Source organism: Ruegeria sp. AL3, assembly GCF_056536065.1.
The window spans coordinates 658,663-675,661 of the sequence record NZ_JBQFJG010000001.1; the positions used below are offsets into that span (position 1 = coordinate 658,663).

A 16,999-nucleotide genomic window follows, 5' to 3' on the forward strand; every position below is an offset into this window, starting at 1 on the left:
GCTGCTGACGCTGTCACCTCTTGCAATTCACGTGGCATTTGGGTCAGGTAACTGCCAATCTAACATTCGCCCCGACGCTCCTGTGCGGCGGGGCGACTCAATTTATGCGTGGACGTAGAGAGTATGGAAAAGATCCCGATGACGCCTGCGGGCAATGCCGCGCTCGAGGCTGAGCTGAAGAACCTCAAATCCGTTGAACGCCCGGCGATCATCGAAGCCATCGCCTCGGCGCGCGAGCTGGGCGACCTGAAGGAAAACGCCGAATATCATTCAGCCCGCGAAAAACAGGGCTTCATCGAAGGTCGCATCAAGGAACTGGAAGGTATTCTGTCGCTGGCCGATGTCATCGATCCGGCAAAATTGTCGGGTGCGGTCAAGTTTGGCGCAAAAGTCACATTGGTCGACGAAGATACCGATGAAGAAAAGACCTGGCAGATCGTTGGTGAATACGAGGCCAATATCGAAAACGGCCTGCTGAACATCAAATCCCCCATCGCCCGCGCCCTGATCGGCAAAGATGAAGGGGACAGTGTCGAAGTGCGCACCCCCGGAGGCGTGCGCTCTTACGAAATCCTGAGTATCGAGTACGCCTGACCGGAGCGCATGTAATGTCGGGGCCAAAACCTGACCCGGAAACCGAAAAGCCGACGTCGCTGGGCATCTATGATCGCCCGAAGACTCCGGCTGTCACCGAAATCGAGATTGCCGCACTGGTACTCAGCCTGATCTGGCTGGTGGTGTCGGTCGTCTTTCTCGTGCTGCCCGGTCAGGGGCAGAACGGCGGCTTTGTCGTCGCCTTTCTGGCCGTGTTCATGCCCGTGGCGATGATCTGGGTTGCGGCCACCGCGATGCGCGCCAGCCGGGTGATGCGAGAGGAAAGTGCGCGGTTGCAAACGGCAATCGACGCGATCCGGCAAGCCTATGTGGCGCAGCAGCAGCGCGCCTCCAGCACCTATGAACCTGCGGTGACAAAAAAGCTGGATGAAATCGCTGCGGCCACACGGAAAACCGAAGACGCCTTGGCAACGTTCTCGACCAAACGCACAGCGCGCTCTGCAACGGCCGCGCAGAGTTCCGCTCAGGGCGACCAGACCTCGTTGGAGCTGGGCACACCTGCGGAAGAGATCACACCGCCGCTGAGTACCGAGGTTTTCATCCGCGCCCTGAACTTCCCCGAAACGCAGGATGACACCGAGGGGTTCAATGCGCTGCGTGTTGCATTGAAGGACCGCAAGACGGCACAGCTTGTGCAAGCGTCGCAGGATGTTCTGACGCTGCTCAGCCAGGAAGGCATCTACATGGATGACCTGCGGCCCGACAAGGCCCGACCAGAAATCTGGCGCCAGTTCGCCCAGGGCACACGCGGGCGCGCCGTGGCGGCGCTGGGGGGCGTGCGCGACAGATCCTCACTTGCGCTGACGGCAGCCCGGATGAAACAGGATCCGATTTTCCGCGACGCCGCGCATCATTTCCTGCGTCGGTTTGACAAGATGATGGCCGAGTTCGAACCCACGGCAAGCGATGCGGAACTGAGTGAACTGGGTGAAACCCGAACGGCCCGCGCATTCATGTTGCTGGGTCGCGTGGCGGGCACGTTTGATTAATCCGGCCCGACAATCCACGACATTTTGGTCGCGCTGCTGAAATTGAACAGATACTTCAGCGGTCCGGTTTTTTCTTGACCCACAGGCTGGAACCCCTCGCGCTCGTAAAGGCTGCGGGCGCGGGGGTTCGTGTCGATGACATCAAGCTGAACCTCTGACATGTTGTGATTGCGGGCCTCGGACTTGATGGCATTCAGCAATGCCGTGCCTACTCCTTTGCCGCGCGCCTCGGCAGCGACAAGAATGCCATCCATCTGGAACACGCCCGGTTTCAGATCGCGCTCCAGAACGCTTAGAACCAAGGCACGCCAGATAGCCCCGAACCAGCCATAGACCCGCGCCAGATCGGACATATTGCCCCCCGCAAAAGAGCCGTCACGTGTCTTGAAACCTGCCAGACCCAGCATCCGGCCCGCTTCATCCCGTGCAACCAGCGCAAAATCCGGGTTCAATGCGATTTCAAAGAAAGCCAGTCCTTTTTCGTCCGGCCCCATGACTTTGCCCAGCTTGGCCGCAAATGCCTGCCAGAACAGTGCCGCCGCTTGCGCGCGTTCCTGATCGGCGAACCCTGTGGAAATCGTGACCGTCACAGCCCGAAACTTCCATACGGGAGGAAACGGACCATATCGCCCGGTTTGACATGGCGCGCACCGTCCTCGATTTCGACCAACCCCTCAGCCCAGCTGAGGCCACTGATCCGGCCTGATCCTTCCGAGTGGAAGACCTCGGCCCGCCCGTCCCGCATTCGGGCGCGCAGATATTCCCGGCGACCGGGCTTCTTGCGCTTTTCAAAGGCGGCAGGCACTTCGAAACCTTGCGGTTCAGCCCAGCCTTCGCCGGACATCAGCCCCAAGGCCGGACGCGCGAAGATCAACGTACAGACCATGGCGGCAACCGGATTTCCGGGCAGGCCAAACACCGGCACGCCAGACCACAAACCCAAAGCCAGCGGCCGCCCGGGTTTCAACGCAATGCGCCAGTGCTGCATCGCTCCGGCCTGACGCAAAAGGGCCGAAACATGGTCTTCGTCACCCGCTGACGCGCCGCCACTGGTCAAAATCACATCCGCCTGCTCTGCGGCCTGATCCAATCGATCCCGCAAGGCGTCCCGATCATCCGAAACACGCCCCATATCCACGGGTACGAACCCCATACGATCGATCAAGGACAGCAGCATCGGGCGATTGGCGTCGAAAATCTGACCCGGACCAGCGTTCTCTCCGGCTTCGACCAATTCATCGCCCGTAGAGACCACGGCCACGCGAAGCGGTTTGCGCACGTTGACTTCGGCAATCCCCACGGCAGACAGCAGCGCAAGATCGGCAGGGGTCAGCCTGCGCCCGGCAGGAAGGGCGATATCGCCTGCGGCCACATCTTCTCCCGCGCGCCGTGTGTTGGCGCCTTTTTTCAGCGGGCCGTAGAAGGCTATGTGGCCGTCCTTGACCGTGACATCCTCTTCCAGAATGACCGTGTCGACACCGGCGGGCAGCGCCGCCCCCGTCAGCACGCGCAAGGCCCGGCCTTCAGGCACGTCACCGTCGAACGGGATCCCTGCCGCCGCGCGCCCGTCAACCAATGGCATGATCTGTGGGCCATCAGGGGCGGGACCGGCAAACCCGTACCCATCCACGGCCGAATTCGGTTGCGGCGGATTCGAGCGTCGGGCGACCACATCCCCGGTCAGAACGCGCCCGCATGCCAGGGTCAGCGCCATCGTCTCAGACGCGGTAATCGGGTGCAGCCTGTCACGCAAACAGGCCAGCGCCTCATCCACCGGTGTCCAGTTGACCCCGGCGGGCAACGCGAAGCAATCGTTCCGCAACGGGGGCGGGGCTATGTTCGGCTTGTCCTGAGGTACACCCAATATCCAACCTTCCTCTGCCGCTGAGACGTTCAATTGCGCATCCAACTCCTGCTCTGTCAAACGCGACAGAGTCAAGGCGACCTGTTCAACCTGCCAGGCATCCTTGATCCGCCCATCCGGTGCAGCGCCAAGGGTCAAAGACGGCCAGATTTCCACAAAGGCAACAGGTTTATCCAGCGGCTCGAATGGCCAGACCGAGATTTGCCCGGCAAACCGGTGGCGAAGCCGGTTCAGAATCGGCAGCCCCATCATGACTTGGCCACCAACCGCGCCTGCCCCTGCCATCTGCCAGCAGGTGAAGCTTCCTTTTGCCAAAGTCTCAACGACACGACGGTTCGGGAACGGGTTGGAATAGTCCGATTTGGTACGCGGCAGGCCGTTAATATCTCGGCGCAATCCATTCATCCAGAACGGACCACGGCCGCCAAACTGAAGGTTGATCCGACCCGCCAGATCAAAGCGGTTGTTGGCCTTCGGAGAATCCTCGACTTGTTGGTCGAACCAATCCCACAACACCAGCGGATCGTCCGTTCCGGTCATCGCCCGTGCGAAGCCGCAAGGATATCCAAAAGGAAAATCGAACCCAAGAAGCAGACGGCGACCGGCCTTAAGCTCGGCCCGGATCAGAGCATCCAACCTCTGCTCGGCTATCCGCCTGTTGCGCAGGTATTCGGGGTCAAACGCTTTTCCGTTTCGTGAAATGCAGGCCCAGATCGCATCCTTGCGCGGGGTCGGCCCGGTGTCGTTTCCGCCAGACCAATCCACCATTGCAAAGGTCTGGAACAGGCTCACAAACCAACCTCTTTCAGGATGAAGTCAGCAATCCCGGCAGTATCGTCCAGATCATAGACCGGGCGGTCCAAATCCAGCGGAGTGTCGCTGGCCACGGCGCGGATGGTGCCATTTTCAGGTGCCATCAGCACATGGCCCGCCGCGGCGCGATACGCTTCGATCTTGGGGTGGACCTCGCGCTTGAACCCTTCGACCAACACCAGATCGATCGGCGAGAGCCGCGCCAACAGCTCGGCCAGCGGCGGTTCAGGCGCGCCCCGCAGTTCCTGCATCAAAGCAATGCGTTGCCCCGAGGCAAGCAGCACCTCGCTGGCCCCCGCAACGCGGTGCCGGTGACTGTCGGTGCCCGGCTGATCCACATCGACACTGTGATGCGCGTGCTTGACCGTAGAGACCGTAAAGCCCCGGCCTGTGATCTCGGCCACCAGCCGTTCCATCAGCCCGGTTTTGCCGGCATTCTTCCAGCCCGTGACGCCATAGACCCTCATGCCTGCTCCAACAGTGTTCGGGCACGATCCAGATCTTCAGGCGTGTTGACGTTGAAAAACGGATCAAACGGGTCGGCGCAAAACAAAGCCTCGCGCCCGTCATGTTTGTCAGTCCACAACACCACCTTGCGCAACCCGTCCATCAGCGCCGCCCGCAGATCATCGCGCAGCGCCACGGGCCAAAGCCCGAATGTCGGGTGTCGGTTGACTCGCTTGCCGCCACCGGATTTGAGCGCCTCGTCGCCCGAACGCGGCGTGGTGGCCAAGACCAACGGGTGTACCTGCCCTTCCGCAGCCTGCGTCAGTCGCGCCACCAGATCGCGCGGGAAAAACGGCGTATCCGCAGCAGCTGTCACGATGCTGTCCGCCCCCTGCTCTGCCGCCCAGTCGAGCCCGGCCAGCACACCGGCCAAAGGCCCGGCGAACCCTTCGATCGTGTCAGGCAGGACGGGCAGGCCCAGATCAGCGAAGCGCTCAGGGTCGCCATTCGCGTTCAACGCCAACCCACTTACCTGTGCGGACAGACGGTCAATCACATGGGATAGCAGGCTCTGCCCCCCGATCTGCAGCAAACCTTTGTCGCCACCACCCATACGTGTGGCCTGCCCGCCTGCAAGAATGACGCCAAGCGGTTTCGTCATGATGGGTCCTCGATCTCCGGCCATTTTCGGAATTTCTCCAGCGGTGTGAAAATCCAAACCCCGTTGCCCGCACCCAGCAAAATGAAACACAGGCTCAAAGGAAGTCCGGAAAAGTCGGCCAAAACATGGCTCAAGCGAATGAAAGCGAAAAAGAGCACCAAAACCGCCACAGGCGCGAAAAACAACCAGAAAAAGCACTGATACCTGCGAAGTGATCGACTGATTTCGCCTGGCAAAACGACTGAGTCTGGCAAACCTTGAAGAAGGATACGTTGCAATACGGCGCGTTGTTTTTGCACCGCCAATCCCCAAGCTGCCCATCCCATCCGGAATGGGGCAAACAGGTCGAATGTGCCGATGTATTCTCTTGCCTCCCACCCCAATCGATCCAAAGTTTCTTCGTCCAACCGCGCCATCCCATCTACGATTGTCCGTTTGCTGCGTGCGTAGTTTCGTGCAGCAAGAATGCTCAGCGACAAGATACTGACTGCAACAACAAACAAGAAAAAAAGTCTAAGGGTTTCCAAAATCATCCTGCACTTTTCCGGCGGTGTTTCCTGTCTTCGACAGCAACGGTTGACGGGTCCACGTCGCGCAGCAGGCGATCCTCACCCGACAGGCACACAAAGCGCTGGCCGCGCATCCGCCCGATCAGCGTCAGCCCGACCTCGCGCGCGATCTCGACGCCCCAGGCGGTGAAGCCCGAGCGGGACGCCAGTACCGGAATCTCCATCATCGCAGATTTGATCACCATCTCGGATGTCAGGCGACCAGTGGTATAGAGGATCTTGTCCTCGGCACTTTCTCCTTCTGACAGCATCCAGCCTGCGATCTTGTCGACGGCGTTGTGGCGGCCCACGTCCTCCATATAGACCAGCGGGCGGTTTTCACGGCACAGGACCGTGCCGTGAATCGCTCCGGCTTCGAGGTACAGCGACGGAGTGCGGTTGATCTTCGAGGCCAGATCATACAGCCAGGAAGTTCGCACCTGAACCTGTGGCAGTTGTACGTCTTCCAGGCCCTCCATCATGTCGCCAAACACAGTACCCACGGCACACCCACTGGTGCGGGTCTTTTTCTTCAGTTTGTCTTCATAAGATGTTTCGCGCGCGGTTCGGACGATCACGGTTTCAAGGTCGTCGTCATATTCCACGCGCGTGATTTCATCATCCGACAGCAGCATCCCCTGATTGCGCAGAAAGCCCAGCGCAAGATATTCGGGATAATCGCCAATCGTCATCGCCGTCACGATTTCCTGCGAATTGAGAAAGATCGTAAGCGGGCGTTCCTCGACCACAGATATCTGGCTGATTTCACCGTTCTGATCCACACCCTCGACCGCTCGGGTCAGGCGCATCGCAGCCGGATCAGGGGCGATAAGATAGTCCGACAGATCGAATTCCGTGGCCAATTGCAACCCCTTCCCAAGACAGTTACTGCTGCATGAATCACCATAGGATTTAGCCATGGCCTCTGCCACATCCAAGTCATACTTCTGGAAAGGTTTTCGGGATGGGACGCCGTTTGTCTTCGTCGCCGTGCCCTTTGGCCTTCTGTTCGGTGTTTTTGCGACCGAAGCCGGGTTGACCCTTGTCCAGACGATGGCTTTTACATCGACCGTTTTTGCAGGTGCCGCGCAATTCGCGGCGTTGCAATTGTTGCAGGACAACACCCCGACCGTGATCATCATAATCTCGGCGCTGGCCGTGAATCTGCGTATGGCGATGTATTCCGCATCACTGACACCTTACCTGGGTTCCGCGCCCATGTGGCAGCGTGCCTTTGCGGCATACCTGACCGTGGATCAATCTTATGCCTGCTCGATCGTGCGGTTCGAGAAAGAGCCCGACCTGTCAGTGCCGCAACGGATGGCTTATTTCGTGGGCTCTGTCACGCCGATCACACCGCTCTGGATTCTGGGCACTTATCTGGGCGCAGTGCTGGGTGCGCAAATACCGGAAAGCTGGGCACTGGATTTTGCCCTGCCGATCACCTTTCTGGCCATGATAGGGCCGATGATGCGGACCTTTGCACATGTGGTCGCGGCCCTTGTGGCCATTGCGGTATCTTTGCTGACCGTCGTAATCCCGTTCAATCTGGGCCTGCTGATCGCCGGATGCGCTGGAATGATTGCCGGAGCACAGGCGGAACTGATCCTCGAACGTAGAAAGGCGCAGTTATGACTCAGCCCGATTCCGTCACCATCTGGGCCATTATCATCGGGCTTGCCATAGGCAGCTATGCGCTGCGCTTTGTCTTTATCGGTTTTGTGGGTGATCGCCCGATGCCGCCTTGGCTGCTGCGTCACCTGCGATATACAGCAGTGGCCATCCTTCCTGCATTGATCGCACCGCTGGTCGTTTGGCCCTCTGCCACCGAAGGGCAGCCTGATCTGCCACGTATGTCGGCGGCAGCCGTTGCCCTGGCGGTGGGAGTGATCAGCAAAAACGTGATAGCGGCCATCTTTTCCGGGGCCGCCACGCTCTATGGTCTGCTTTATCTACTGAGTTGAGACAGCGTCGAGCTGGTTGAGACGCGCATTGTTTGCCGCCAGCCCCTTTTGCAGATCCGCATCGTCATTTTCCCGATATTCTTCGGTCACGACGCCCGGAATCTGCGCGAACTGTTCCGACAGGTTCACCGGATAGAACGTCACATCAATCTGCTCGAACCCCGGTACCTGCTTCAACAGTTGGGAAGTCGAGTTGGTGCAGAACGCGCCAGCGACCGGACCGGATTGCTTTGCCAGTTGCAAGGCGATTTCAGCCTGTTGCGGGCTCACCTGAATGGTCTGTATGCGGGCATAATGCGTCTCGCGCGCGTGCGAGCTGCGATAAGCTCGTTCGACCGCCGGGGTAATGCCGTAAAGCACATCATCCTTCACCGGAACCACATCCGCCCGGAACGAACCGGCAGGGTCAAAGATCACCCGCTCGCTGCCCGAGATCATCAGCGACGTATGCGCGCCCGATCCGGTGCGTGTGTTGATCATTGTGTACAGCGTCAGGGTCGCTGGCCCCGGATCACGGTAGGACCGGGACACGATTTCGTTCCGATCCGCCTGTGGTCGGTTCGAATTGGCGCAGCCCGCCACTGTCGCTGCCAGCAAGCAGGCAATCAATATCCTGAGCAAGTCAGCCCCCGAAACAATTAGGAGGCGAAAACCGCCAGGAACAGGCAAAGGAAGGCAATGGCGACCACACACCACGTGGTGGCTTTGATGAAACCGTTGAATGTCTTGGTTTGGACCGTGATGTCCATTTCGCCGTGCTTGTGTTCAGCCATGAGTCTCAGATTCCCAATTCGCGTGTTTGATCTGTTGGATAATAGAAAACAGAACGCCTGTCACCACGTCATTCGCGCGCAGGACGCTGTTACTTGAGAACCGAACAACCGGGATACCCGAACCCCCACCGCCAGGGCAGGCCGCTGCACGGCCCGCCACCGAATCGCACCGCCCCGTACATTGCATCCGCAGTGATCGCGTGCACGCTGCGAATCTGTTCAGGCGACATGTCGTACTGGTCGGCATAGTCCTCGGCATGGTTGTCTCCGTGCTGCACCACACAGGCGTGCAAGGCGTCATCCGCTGCCAGACGTGCCTCATAGCTTTCGCTGGCTGTCTCTGCACCGCCAGCATTGTGATATGCCCGGTCGTGGATGACGCAGCAGTACTCCCACGGCGGGTGCTCTTGATATAGCGCGCCAACCTGTGGGAATTGCTTTGCCACCCAGCGCCAACTGGCTGACAACCCGCCTGAACAGCCATCGGTTTCAAACGGCGTCAGTTCGGCGTCCTTGCTTTGCTCGATCAGGGCGCGGTGGCCCGGCATCTCAAATCCGCGCATCAGATCCTGTGCCCATGCCGACAGTGGCAGCAGAGACAGAAACAGCGCCATGTTAAGGACTTTCATCGCGCATTGCCTCTGTATCGACCTGCAATCCAAAGGTGGTTGCCAGCCACAGCAACAGCCGCTCGCCCGGCCCCATTTCAGCGCGGACGCGCAAAACCTCATTGGCCATGGCCGGGCGGTCGGTAATCAAACCATCCACACCCATCGAGGCCATCCTGGACATCTGCAACGGATCATTCACCGTCCAGACATAGATATCCTTACCAGCGTCCTGCACTTTGCGGATCAGCCCAGGTGTAACCATGCCTGCATTGACGGCGACAAATTCACCTTCCAGCCCCGACAGATCCCCAATGGCCGTGGCCGCCAGCACACCAGAGCGCCAGTCGGGCCGCAACTTTTCCATCTTTTGCACGGCCGGGTATTTCAGCGACATGGTGGCAACGTCGTTCTGCATCCCAAGCTCTTCGACAAGGCCGATCACCCGATTTTCCAGATCGACGTCGTGACCATAATATTTCAGCTCGATAAGAACCTTCGACTTGCCCTTGGCCGCTTCCAGAACCTCTCGCAGGGTCGGGGTCCGCTCTGCGGCGTATTCCGGTCCGAACCAGCTTCCGATGTCGATATCAGCAACATCCTGCATCGTCGCATCCCAGACCTTCAGGTTGACGCCGGCCAACTTCATGAAATCGCTGTCATGGGCCACGACAACTACATCATCCGCCGTTTCCTGAACGTCAATCTCAACCCAGTCCGCACCATCCTCGATCGCTTTCAGGACCGAGGCCATTGTGTTTTCAGGTCGCAAAGCCGCAGCGCCCCGATGGCCGATGACCTCGGCTTGATCCGGCGCCTGCACGCGTTCCAGCAAGCTTTGCCCAAGCCAGAAGCCCACGCCCAATGCGGCCAAGGCCGTCGCGACAGTGACAAGAACCGGCACGCGAATCCTTCGGGGTTCGGGATGGGGAACGTCCTTGGTCTCAGCTTCAAAGAAGCTGTCCAGCAAGACCGCCAATGCGCCCAGCGCCGTCGCCGCCAGAACCAACCCCGCCAGGGACCAAAGCCCCGCAATGATCAGGCTGAGGATCAACGCCAGTCTGAGGCTGCCGCCTTCCTGCAAGGGCACAACTGCAAACAACAGACTGGCCACCGCCGCAATCAAAGCTGCAATCACAAGCCGCAGTCCAAGCCAAAGGGCAAGCTCGATCTTCAAACGCCCGCGCTTGCCTTCCATCTTTTGTTCGCTTTTCGCAAATGCTCCGCGTGGTGAGGCCCCCTCGAACAGGACCAGATGCAACGCCAGCGCCCATCCCGACAGACGGCGGATCAACACCCATGCCAACGCAAGAACGACAAGCCCGATCAGTACCACAGCCACCTGAAAGGCCGGAGGGTGGAATGTCAGGTAATAGTTGATGTCATATTCCGTCAGCGTCCACCATGCGATCAACCCCGCGACGGCCACAAACGGCAGGGCAAGCAGCAGGACGCGCAGGATGAACCGAACGGCAAATCCGAACAGCGCCGGAAAGCGGGACAGGTTCAGTGCCAGTGCCGCACTGCCTGCGCGCCAAGGGTCATTTTCTCCCATTCGCAAGGACCCGGCCATGACCGCGAACACAATAACCTCAGCCAGCAAAAACAGACTGAGTACCGCAACACCCGCAATGAACCCTGCCGGAGACAGCAGGAACATCGCAATGTCCTGATCGGTCAGAGCGGTCTGATTTGACAGTGAGACCGCCAGATTGACCGCCACAGCCACACCCGGCGCGATCAGCGCCACCAGCAGCAAGCGCACAGCGACATAAATTGGCACAAAGACCCGGCGCCGTTCCCAGGCACCTGCATAGGCATGTGTTACTGCTTGAAAAAATCTTGTCACGTGGGCGCCTCCGGACTGATGCAGTCATTCAAAGGCGCGCAAGCGTGAATTGCAAGTCAGCTGTCTTCCAGATCCGCCGCCAGACGGAAACCGATGCGGTTGGCGGGTTTGTCCTCGACCGATTTGGGCAGGGCGCGCAGCATCACGTTCAACTGGCTGACATGCTGCACCAATTGCGTGCGGGCCCCGGTTCCGTCGGATCCGTAAAAGGTGATCATGTCGGGGTCGAAATACCCCATCCCTTCGATCCGCATGACGCCGGCATCGCCGCCGGTAAAGCCCATGGCGACTTCGTGATCGCCGTCCAGCGTCTTTTCAAAGTTCTGGATATACATGATCAAACGCTCGTAAGCCCATTGCGCCGGGCTTTTGTTGGCAACAGGCTTTTTCAACCCCTCGGGCAGGTCCTTGGCTCCGGATTCGGCATTGGGATCCGCGTGCACCTCGTGACACCGCGGCAAAGCGGCGGCTTCGGCGGCCTCGGCCGAGGTTTCGATCTGGTCCTGCATTCTTCTACCCTTTGCGCTGGTACAGCCATGCCCCGTCAGCGCGTTGCGTCCGGGTTACCGCACCAATGTGGTAGAGATGATTCACATGCGCAACCGCCTCAACCAGCGCAAGCCCATATTCGCCTTCGCGGATCGTGCGTTTGAACAGGGGCAGAAAACAATCTGCGGCCGCTCTGGGTTGATCCAGATGTTTCAACAGGCGGCCCAACGCGCCGTGGTGGTTGTCGATCAGCTGTTTCATCCTCAGCGGCAGGCCCGAAAACGGCAGCTTGTGCCCGCCCAGAACCAGATGATCGGGCCGGGCAAGCGTCTGCAACCGCTCGCAGGCTTCCAGCCACGCTGAAACCGGATCGGCCATCGGTTCCGTGGCATAGACGCCCAGATTGGGACTGATCGAGCTGAGAATCTGATCGCCGCTCAACACCAGATTGTCGTCACGGCTCCAGAAGGTGGCGTGTTCCGGCGCGTGGCCATTGCCCATATGCACATCCCAGTCGCGCCCTCCCATTCGGATCACGTCGCCCTGCTTGATCCGGGCAAAGCCCAGCGGCATGGGGTAAACCGTGTCGGCAAAGTTGAACGGACGATCCTTCATCCGCGCATTCAGAACCTCGGGTGCCATGCCGGCGCTGCGATAGAAATCAAGCGTTTCCTGCGGCCATGTCTCTTGCACATCCAGCGTCAGCATCCGCGCGAACAGCCATGAGGTGCGGCTTGTGACCAGCTCAGCCCCGTGTTCCGACTGAAACCACCCGGCATTGCCGACATGGTCTGGATGATGATGCGTCACCACAACACGGGTGATCGGTTTGCCTTTCAAAGGCCCGCCCATCAGGGTTTCCCAGATACGCCGCGTCTTGTTTGACGACAGCCCGGTGTCAATCACCGTCCAACCTTCGCCATCGTCCAGCGCGTAGATATTGACGTGATCCAGCGCCATCGGAAGAGGCAGGCGCAACCACAGTACACCCTCGGCAACTTCGACGGCTTCACCCGGCGCGGGCGGTTCAGCCCACGGATATCTGATCCCCGATACGCGATCCCCGTCCATCACGCCGCCAACTCATCCGGGCTGAGCGAAAAGAGGTCACCCGCACCGCTTTGCACCCGCGTCAAAAGCCCGGAATGCTCGGGCAACAAGGCGTTGATGTAGTAGCGCGCCAGTTTGGCCCGTGGTCCTTCCGGATCGGCCAGAGCCGCGGACAGGTGATAATGCCCGCCAAGAACCCGGGCAAACGCCTGAAGATAGGACGTTGCGCCTGCAAATCGGTCGTTCATGTCGTCTTGTGCCACCAACCATTCGGTTGCCTCGCGCAGGGTTTCTGTTGCCTCCCACACTGGACCGGCCAGATCGGGCATCGTCGCGCGCGCGCGCTCGGCCTGTTCTTCGATCTCGTCCAGAAGGTTCGACGCCGCCTCGCCCCCGTCCATCATTTTGCGTGCAACAAGGTCCATGGCCTGAATGCCGTCGGTTCCCTCGTAAATCGCGGTCACGCGAACATCGCGGGAATATTGCGCCGCGCCTGTTTCTTCGACAAAGCCCATTCCGCCATGCACCTGTACGCCGGTTTCGGCCACGCGTATCCCGGTCCGGGCCCCAAAGTTCTTGCCGATTGGCGTCAACAACGCGGCCCGCGCGGCCCAATCGGCGTCGCCGGTGGCTTTCGCCATGTCAATCGCGGTCGCATTGGCCAGAAGAATAGCCCGAGCGGCAAAGATATCGGCGCGCATATCCATGATCATGCGACGCACATCCGCATGATCGATGATCGTACCAGAAGGCGTCCTGCCCTGCTTGCGTTCCAGCGCATAGGCCAAAGCGTGCTGATAGGCGCCTTCCGCAACGCCCACACCCTGGCCACCCACGCCCAGGCGGGCGTTGTTCATCATGGTGAACATGGCCGCCATACCGCCATGTTCCTTACCGACAAGCCATCCTTTGGCGCCGTCATATTGCATCACGCAGGTGGGTGAGCCATGCAGGCCCATCTTGTGTTCGACGGAAACAACCTTAAGGTCGTTGGCCAGGCCGGGATTGCCATCCGCATCGGGGATGTATTTCGGCACCAGAAACAAGGAAATGCCCTTGGTGCCGGGCACACCATCCGGCAGACGGGCCAGAACCAGATGGCAGACATTTTCAGCAAAGTCGTTGTCGCCCCAAGAGATGAAGATCTTCTGCCCGGTCACCGAGTATGTGCCATCACCATTTGGCTCGGCCTTCGAGGTCAGCGCACCCACATCCGATCCGGCCTGAGCTTCGGTCAGGTTCATGGTCGCAGACCACTCACCCGAAATCATTTTGGGCAGATACAGCGACTTCAATTCGTCGCTGGCGTGGTGTTCCAACGCCTCGATCTGGCCCTGCGCCATCAGCGGAGCAAGTTGCAGCGAAAGGCAAGCGGCGCTCATCATCTCGTTCACGGCAGTGGTGACAGCCATCGGCAGGCCCATTCCGCCGAATTGGGGATCAGCGCTGATCCCGATCCACCCGCCTTCGGCAATCGCCTTCCAGCCATCGGCATAACCCGGAGAGCTGCGCAGCACGCCATTCTCAAGCCGAGCCGGTTCCAGATCACCGGCACGCTGCAACGGGGCCAGAACCTCTTCGCTCATCTTGGCCGCTTCGGTCAGGATGGCCGTGACGACATCGGCGCTGGCATCTTCGAAAATCTCGGTGGCGGCGACCTGGTCGAACCCGACGACATGGTCCAGCAGAAATTGATAATCTGAGATTGGGGCGCGATATGGCATGATTTCTCTCGGGGTCTAACGGATCAGAATACATCGGCGGGCTTGGAATCAAATGCAAGCGCCGGTAAGCGTGTGGGTCTGAACCGATTACGTACCTTACCTCAAGTTCCAGGCAACCAAAACGCGGCGTCATCAGATATGATCTCATCCGGCACACAGGAATTGACGGCAGATCCCGGCGGCATCGCGCAGGCTGCCGATTTTTTGCGCCAGGGTCTTCTGGTCGCTTTTCCGACCGAAACGGTCTATGGCCTTGGCGGCGATGCCCGCAACGGACAGGCCGTCGCATCGATTTACGAGGCCAAGGGACGGCCCAGCTTCAACCCGCTGATCGCCCATGTCGCCTCGGTCGAAGCGGCCCAGCGCTTTGTGCAATGGTCGGATCTGGCCGAGCAGCTGGCACAGGCCTTCTGGCCCGGTCCTCTGACCCTGGTTCTGCCGTTGCGCGAAGGGCACGGGGTTTCCTCGCTGGTGACCGCCGGGCTGGACACTCTGGCCGTGCGGGTGCCTGCGCATCCGACGGCGCGTGCGCTGCTGGCCGACTTTGACGGACCGGTCGCGGCCCCTTCGGCTAATCCCTCGGGTCAGATCAGCCCCACGACGGCGGCTCATGTGTGGTCCGGTCTTGGCGGACGGATCGCGGCAGTTCTGGACGACGGCCCCTGTGCGGTGGGGCTGGAATCCACCATTGTCGGTCTGGCCGGAGAGCTCACATTGCTGCGTCCGGGCGGCGTTGCGTTGGACCGGATCGAAAGCGTGCTGAACCTGCACCTGCACCTGCACCAATCCGGCGATCTGCTGACCGCTCCGGGGCAATTGCAGTCGCATTATGCGCCCGACGCCCCGGTCCGCCTGAACGCCACTGCGCGTCACGGGGATGAGGTTCTGCTGGGCTTTGGAGCGGTGGATTGCGACCTGAACCTGTCTGTCGAAGGACGTCTGACCGAGGCGGCCGCGAACCTCTTTGCAGCCCTTCACAGATTGAACGAGACCGGCCGACCAATTGCCGTATCTCCGATCCCGAACACCGGATTGGGGGCTGCAATCAACGACCGGCTGCGCCGCGCCGCTGCGCCACGCGACAGCTGATCAGGCCCGGCCTGCGCTGGCGGACAACGTCAGAGGGTCCACCCCGAGCGTCGCCAAGGCAGCTTCCCATTTTTCGTCATCAGGCACGTCGAAGACAAGTTTCGTCGTCGCTTCGGTGGTCAGCCAGCCGTTCATCGCGATTTCGTCCTCAAGCTGACCTGGCCCCCAGCCGGAATAGCCCAGCGTCAGCATCGAATTCAGTGGTCCGCTGCCAGAGGCCAGATCTTCAAGCACATCCAGCGTCGCCGTCATGCTGAAATCCGCGGAAATATGCATCGAATGCAGATTGGCCTCATAATCGGCGCTGTGCAGGACAAATCCGCGCGACATCTCGACCGGGCCACCGAAATGCACAAGGCGCTCTCCGATCACCGGGATACTGCAGGCAATGTTCAGTTGCCCCAGCAACGTCTTGATTCGCAGATCCGAAGGCTTGTTCACGATCAATCCCATGGCGCCATCGTCGCCATGGCTGCACATATACACCACCGAATGGTCGAATCGCGGATCGCCCATTCCGGGCATCGCAATCAACAGTTTTCCGGTCAGGTCCATGGGCCTTCATCTCTTTGTCCGTTCACGTCAACAATGGCCCTGCCGCACCCCAGTTTGCAAGAGACCAACCCGTATTTCGACAGATTTCAGCGCGGTGACCGGATCGTGACTTGGAATCCGCGCCATCGACGCGCATTTATGGGGTATGAAGATGCCGATCAAACCCACCGCCGTCGCCGCGCTCGCGTGTCTGAGCCTGTCCGTTCCAGTTGCCGCGCAAGATTTGGACAACGTGGTTCGGCTGGATGTTCTGGATGGTGGTCGGACGGCCAACGGCACCTATATGTCCGCGTTGAAACTGACGCTCAAGGATGGCTGGAAAACCTACTGGCGCGCGCCAGGAGATTCCGGCATCCCGCCCGAGTTCGACTGGAAGCGATCCAGAAATGTCGGCCAGGTGGAAATCATCTGGCCCTCGCCCGAAATCTTTGATCAGAATGGACTGCAATCGATTGGCTATGAAAATCAGCTGGTCCTGCCCATCAAGGTCACTCCGCGCAACCCGGCAAAACCGGTCCGTCTGAAAGGCAAGATGGATCTGGGGGTCTGCAAAGACGTTTGCATACCGGAACGCCTGGATTTCGACCACACGCTGGACGCCGAAGCTGATCGCAACCCGGCGATTGCCGCAGCGATGGCGCAAAGGCCCTATTCCGCGCGCGAAGCCCGTGTCACCAAGACCACCTGCAACCTGACGCCCACGAAAGATGGGATGCGGATCGAGGCGCGGATGACGATGCCATCCGCGGGCGGTCGAGAAGTCGCCGTGATCGAACCCGGCAATCCTTCGCTTTGGGCCTCGCAACCCGTATCTCTAAGGCAGGGGGATACATTGGTGGCCGAAGCAGAAATCATACACGCGTCAGGTGCACCTTTTGCGCTGGACCGGTCCGAGATCCGGATCACCGTTCTGGGGTCTGACCACGCGGTGGATATTCTGGGCTGTAGCGCGGGCTGAATG

The 16,999-nt window shown here is 59.9% G+C and carries 20 protein-coding genes; 6 read left to right on the forward strand and 14 right to left on the reverse strand.

Going from position 1 to position 16,999, the window contains the following annotated elements; translation table 11 throughout:
- Positions 1–123 precede the first annotated feature (123 nt).
- Together greA and ACR3E6_RS03330 are read left to right on the forward strand one after the other, a co-directional pair.
- Positions 124–594, forward strand: coding sequence for a transcription elongation factor GreA (gene greA / locus ACR3E6_RS03325; RefSeq protein ID WP_170346321.1), 471 nt, complete (start codon positions 124–126; stop codon positions 592–594).
- A gap of 14 nt (positions 595–608) precedes the next feature.
- Complete coding sequence (locus tag ACR3E6_RS03330) at positions 609–1,604, forward strand: hypothetical protein (RefSeq protein WP_171634986.1); 996 nt, start codon at positions 609–611, stop codon at positions 1,602–1,604.
- Here the strand turns inward: ACR3E6_RS03330 and ACR3E6_RS03335 are convergent.
- From ACR3E6_RS03335 to ACR3E6_RS03360, 6 genes are read right to left on the reverse strand one after another with little or no spacing between them, the layout of a single operon-like run.
- Positions 1,601–2,194: a GNAT family N-acetyltransferase gene (locus ACR3E6_RS03335; protein ID WP_480485813.1), complete on the reverse strand. Its 594-nt coding sequence runs from the start codon at positions 2,192–2,194 to the stop codon at positions 1,601–1,603. The genes ACR3E6_RS03330 and ACR3E6_RS03335 overlap by 4 nt on opposite strands.
- Complete coding sequence (locus ACR3E6_RS03340) at positions 2,191–4,236, reverse strand: molybdopterin-binding protein (RefSeq protein WP_480488082.1); 2,046 nt, start codon at positions 4,234–4,236, stop codon at positions 2,191–2,193. Before ACR3E6_RS03340 ends, ACR3E6_RS03335 begins: the two co-directional genes overlap by 4 nt.
- A 20-nt stretch (positions 4,237–4,256) precedes the next feature.
- On the reverse strand, positions 4,257–4,748 hold the full coding sequence (mobB, locus tag ACR3E6_RS03345; RefSeq protein ID WP_210093349.1) for a molybdopterin-guanine dinucleotide biosynthesis protein B: 492 nt from the start codon (positions 4,746–4,748) through the stop codon (positions 4,257–4,259).
- A complete protein-coding gene (mobA, locus tag ACR3E6_RS03350; protein WP_480485815.1) occupies positions 4,745–5,389 on the reverse strand; it encodes a molybdenum cofactor guanylyltransferase MobA in 645 nt (214 codons plus the stop codon). The genes mobB and mobA overlap by 4 nt, the downstream gene beginning before the upstream one ends.
- On the reverse strand, positions 5,386–5,922 hold the full coding sequence (locus ACR3E6_RS03355) for a hypothetical protein (protein WP_480485817.1): 537 nt from the start codon (positions 5,920–5,922) through the stop codon (positions 5,386–5,388). Before ACR3E6_RS03355 ends, mobA begins: the two co-directional genes overlap by 4 nt.
- A complete protein-coding gene (locus ACR3E6_RS03360; RefSeq protein ID WP_480488084.1) occupies positions 5,919–6,806 on the reverse strand; it encodes a formate dehydrogenase accessory sulfurtransferase FdhD in 888 nt (295 codons plus the stop codon). Before ACR3E6_RS03360 ends, ACR3E6_RS03355 begins: the two co-directional genes overlap by 4 nt.
- 49 nt (positions 6,807–6,855) lie before the next feature.
- On the opposite strand from ACR3E6_RS03360, the gene ACR3E6_RS03365 reads away from it, so the two are divergent.
- Positions 6,856–7,572, forward strand: coding sequence for an AzlC family ABC transporter permease (locus ACR3E6_RS03365; RefSeq protein ID WP_480485819.1), 717 nt, complete (start codon positions 6,856–6,858; stop codon positions 7,570–7,572).
- Positions 7,569–7,901 carry an AzlD domain-containing protein gene (locus ACR3E6_RS03370; protein WP_171634997.1) on the forward strand — a complete coding sequence of 111 codons (333 nt, stop codon included), beginning with the start codon at positions 7,569–7,571 and terminating at the stop codon, positions 7,899–7,901. Before ACR3E6_RS03365 ends, ACR3E6_RS03370 begins: the two co-directional genes overlap by 4 nt.
- Here ACR3E6_RS03370 and ACR3E6_RS03375 read toward each other — a convergent pair.
- The 7 genes from ACR3E6_RS03375 to ACR3E6_RS03405 all read right to left on the reverse strand — a co-directional run bounded on the left by ACR3E6_RS03375 (position 7,890) and on the right by ACR3E6_RS03405 (position 14,394).
- Positions 7,890–8,522: a hypothetical protein gene (locus tag ACR3E6_RS03375; RefSeq protein WP_171206074.1), complete on the reverse strand. Its 633-nt coding sequence runs from the start codon at positions 8,520–8,522 to the stop codon at positions 7,890–7,892. The two genes, ACR3E6_RS03370 and ACR3E6_RS03375, sit on opposite strands and share 12 nt — an antisense overlap.
- Before the next feature lie 17 nt (positions 8,523–8,539).
- Complete coding sequence (locus ACR3E6_RS03380) at positions 8,540–8,674, reverse strand: aa3-type cytochrome c oxidase subunit IV (RefSeq protein ID WP_050604020.1); 135 nt, start codon at positions 8,672–8,674, stop codon at positions 8,540–8,542.
- An 89-nt stretch (positions 8,675–8,763) separates the two neighbouring features.
- Complete coding sequence (locus tag ACR3E6_RS03385) at positions 8,764–9,303, reverse strand: hypothetical protein (protein WP_171206075.1); 540 nt, start codon at positions 9,301–9,303, stop codon at positions 8,764–8,766.
- Positions 9,290–11,131: a glycerophosphodiester phosphodiesterase gene (locus ACR3E6_RS03390; protein ID WP_480485821.1), complete on the reverse strand. Its 1,842-nt coding sequence runs from the start codon at positions 11,129–11,131 to the stop codon at positions 9,290–9,292. The genes ACR3E6_RS03385 and ACR3E6_RS03390 overlap by 14 nt, the downstream gene beginning before the upstream one ends.
- 56 nt (positions 11,132–11,187) lie before the next feature.
- Positions 11,188–11,640, reverse strand: coding sequence for a DUF6173 family protein (locus tag ACR3E6_RS03395; RefSeq protein ID WP_170346311.1), 453 nt, complete (start codon positions 11,638–11,640; stop codon positions 11,188–11,190).
- Between the two features lie 4 nt (positions 11,641–11,644).
- Positions 11,645–12,691: an MBL fold metallo-hydrolase gene (locus ACR3E6_RS03400; protein ID WP_480485823.1), complete on the reverse strand. Its 1,047-nt coding sequence runs from the start codon at positions 12,689–12,691 to the stop codon at positions 11,645–11,647.
- The gene (locus ACR3E6_RS03405) at positions 12,691–14,394 is read right to left on the reverse strand and encodes an acyl-CoA dehydrogenase (protein ID WP_171635005.1); all 1,704 of its coding nucleotides are present in this window, start codon (positions 14,392–14,394) and stop codon (positions 12,691–12,693) included. The genes ACR3E6_RS03400 and ACR3E6_RS03405 overlap by 1 nt, the downstream gene beginning before the upstream one ends.
- A gap of 138 nt (positions 14,395–14,532) precedes the next feature.
- Here ACR3E6_RS03405 and ACR3E6_RS03410 point away from each other — a divergent pair, with 138 nt between their 5' ends.
- Positions 14,533–15,483 (forward strand): L-threonylcarbamoyladenylate synthase, encoded by a 951-nt coding sequence (locus ACR3E6_RS03410; protein WP_171635008.1) that lies wholly within the window; start codon positions 14,533–14,535, stop codon positions 15,481–15,483.
- On the opposite strand, the gene ACR3E6_RS03415 is transcribed toward ACR3E6_RS03410, so the two are convergent.
- Complete coding sequence (locus tag ACR3E6_RS03415; protein WP_171724292.1) at positions 15,484–16,038, reverse strand: YqgE/AlgH family protein; 555 nt, start codon at positions 16,036–16,038, stop codon at positions 15,484–15,486.
- Between the two features lie 145 nt (positions 16,039–16,183).
- On the opposite strand from ACR3E6_RS03415, the gene ACR3E6_RS03420 reads away from it, so the two are divergent.
- A complete protein-coding gene (locus tag ACR3E6_RS03420; RefSeq protein ID WP_371732240.1) occupies positions 16,184–16,996 on the forward strand; it encodes a protein-disulfide reductase DsbD domain-containing protein in 813 nt (270 codons plus the stop codon).
- Positions 16,997–16,999: the final 3 nt, after the last annotated feature.